General features: G+C 48.9%; 3 protein-coding genes. 1 reads left to right on the forward strand and 2 read right to left on the reverse strand.

All coding sequences use genetic code 11. The features are described from left to right. Positions 1 to 289: 289 nt before the first annotated feature. Positions 290 to 1,099 (reverse strand): hypothetical protein, encoded by an 810-nt coding sequence (locus H6F50_RS07965; RefSeq protein WP_190428173.1) that lies wholly within the window; start codon positions 1,097 to 1,099, stop codon positions 290 to 292. Between the two features lie 145 nt (positions 1,100 to 1,244). On the opposite strand from H6F50_RS07965, the gene H6F50_RS07970 reads away from it, so the two are divergent. Then, positions 1,245 to 2,624 (forward strand): GTP-binding protein, encoded by a 1,380-nt coding sequence (locus tag H6F50_RS07970; RefSeq protein WP_347277147.1) that lies wholly within the window; start codon positions 1,245 to 1,247, stop codon positions 2,622 to 2,624. Positions 2,625 to 2,713: 89 nt separating this feature from the next. On the opposite strand, the gene H6F50_RS07975 is transcribed toward H6F50_RS07970, so the two are convergent. Further along, the coding region (locus tag H6F50_RS07975; protein WP_206754823.1) for a hypothetical protein at positions 2,714 to 2,941 on the reverse strand (228 nt) is incomplete at its 5' end.

Genomic DNA, 2,941 nt, shown 5'->3' on the forward strand with positions numbered 1-2,941 from the left:
TTAAAAGATATGCGCCTATCCCAGACTGAAGCGGAACTATTTGGAGTGTGCGATCGCTATTTATTAAGCAACCCCGACCAAGAATTTGCTTCGGAGCCATATCCTAGACTTCTGGCTCGTCCTAGCTGCGAGAGTACCCGTGAATTGATCGCAAACTGAAAATAGAGAATGCAGTGCGATCGCAATCCTAAATGATTCTTGAAGGCGAGATACCCAACAACTCTTACGAAGTCGGGTATCCGAACCATTAGCTCACAACTACAATCGGATTGCGATCGCTGTAGCGTGTTTATTTTGCTGACTGAGCCGCGGTGCAACCAGTAAGAACTGAGGCAGGAACGGGTACATCAGAATTTGCCAAACCTTGTAATTGCTGTCGATAGGCTACTAACTGACTTTGAGTGTTTGGATCGCGGACAACTTTTCTCATTCGATCGATTACTTTGATCGCTTGCGTCCAATTTTGAGCGCAGACTGCCTTTTGTAAAGAGGCGTTGAGGTTTTCCTTGGGGACGTTTCGGGCTGCCGATGGATTTTTAGTAAGTTTGAAAGAAGTCAAAAATCCATCAATACTTTTAACTAGATCTTGTTCTCTATCTGTTACTACGAAAACTTGATAAAATCGTCTCCGGTCTACCAAATAAAATCTGCTTTTAATGATTACTCCTTGGGATAGTTGTACTTTGAATTCCCTTCCCGGAGAATTTGCTAAAGTAATATTCCGTTGGCTTAAAAGCTTCCCTTTTGAACTATTTGTAAATCCATAAATTGCCCCAGCTAAAAAATCGTTGACATCACGCTGAGTCTTGATCAGATTAGCCGGAAGCTCGGAATAACCAACTACATAACCGGCTTGATTTGGTCGGAAAGCCTGGAAGAGTTGCACTTTAATTGGCCCACCTTTAGTCTGAAGCGTTTGCTGACTTTGGTTGGGTGTACTGGGCATCAACACGGTGAAGCCTCCTCTTGTTGAAGAGAATGGCTTCCATACTGACTGAGCAAGTAAAATCGGTTGCTCAGCTTGCACTGCATTAATGATGGGAGCGCCACCCACCAGGCAGGTGGTTAGGAAAAGAGAACAAAGAAGTGGATTTTTCATTTCAGGTAGAGTGCAATCAAGCGATCGCAATGAGATATCGAGCGAAAATGGATCTGTAGCTTCTTCTAATCTAGCCTTGAGCCATCCTCAATTATCTCAAACCAATGCGGCTGCTGGGGGTCACACATCCTCTGCACGCAGCACTCTGCAAGAAACTCACTTCAATCGCGCTCGCGCCAGTCTGCGGCAAGCGCTATCTTGGTATTCCCACACTCGCAGCCAACGGCACCCTTCAAAATTAGAAGCAACCGCAGCGCTGCAAACTGAACTGGATTTTTTGAAGTCTACGCTGGATAAGTTAGACCAGGGTGTGATTCGGATAGCCGCTTTTGGTTTGGTCAGTCGCGGCAAATCAGCAGTGTTAAATGCCTTAGTGGGGCAGAAAATTCTACAAACTGGGCCGCTGAATGGGGTGACTCAGTGGCCCCGTTCGGTGCGCTGGACGCCTAACGCGGCGGGTAAGGTGCAGGTGGAATTGATTGATACGCCTGGATTGGATGAAATTCAGGGGCAAGCGCGAGCAGAAATGGCGCGGGAAGTAGCGCGTCAATCTGACCTGATTTTGTTTGTGGTGGCAGGTGATATCACGCGAACGGAGTATCAAGCGCTGTGCGAATTGCGATTGAGCCAGAAGCCTTTGATTTTAGTATTTAACAAAATTGACCTATATCCGGAGCAAGACCGACAAGCGATTTATCAACAGTTGCAAATTTTGGGTGCTGGAAGCAGAGAGACGCGATCGCTCTCCGCTTTACAAGAGGATGAAATTGTAATGGTAGCGGCGGAACCGGCACCCCTGGAGGTGCGAGTAGAGTGGCCCGATGGTCGCGTCACGCAGGAATGGGAGACGCCGCCGCCGCAGGTGGATGAGTTGAAGCAGAAGATTTTGGGGATTCTGAATCGAGAAGGGCGATCGCTTTTAGCGCTCAATGCCTTAGTTCAGGCGCGAGAAGCTGAAGAAAGCATTGCTCAGAAGGTGGTGGCGGCTCGTGAAACTGAAGCCGAGCAGCTAATTTGGAGCTATGTGAGATACAAAGCGATCGCAGTTGCGCTCAATCCGATTGCTGTTTTGGATGTCTTGGCAGGAACGGTGGCAGATTTAGCGCTGATTCGCTCCTTGTCGCGGCTGTATGGGTTGCCGATGACTGGTTATGAAGTTGGAAAGCTTTGGAAAACCATTGTGTTTAGTTCGGGCGGCTTGCTGCTGGGTGAATTCGGCAGTAGTTTAGTTTTCGGGTTGGGCAAGAGTGCGGCAGCAATTGGGGCTGGGGAGAGTCCAACGAATATTACGGCTTATGGCGGTGCAGCGATCGCCCAGGCTGGTATCGCCGGATATGGAGCTTATGCAGTCGGTCGGGCGGCGCAGGTGTATCTAGAACAAGGCTGCACCTGGGGACAGTTGGGAGCGAATACCGTCATTCAAGAGATTCTCAATCAGGTAGAACCGAATACAATTCTTTATCGCTTGCGGCAGGAATTGTTGCAATTCGGCGGAACATCTCAAAGCAAATCTCCAAGCAAATAGATGAACGCAAAACCTAACCCCCAACCCCTTCCCTGTGAGGGAAGGGGTGCAGGAGAAGTTCTCAGTCTGATTCGACTTTTAAATTCAGATCAAGATTGTACTTGGGAAGAATCAGCAGTACGATCGGCAGCGCCTAATTCTGATTCTGCACGGCTTCGCATGGACTCTTGTAAGTGTTCGTCGTGGTGACGGTGCTGCGACATCAATTCCCGCGCCTGTTCTTGGGTATGGGCGTCAGCAGGGTGGGTTTGATGTACCTCAGCCTCTGCACGGCTTCGCATCGACTCGTGTAAGTGTTCGTCGTGGTGACGGTGCTG

Origin of the sequence: Coleofasciculus sp. FACHB-712 (assembly GCF_014695635.1) — a bacterium.
In the GTDB taxonomy this organism is placed as follows: Bacteria; Cyanobacteriota; Cyanobacteriia; order Cyanobacteriales; family FACHB-T130; genus FACHB-T130.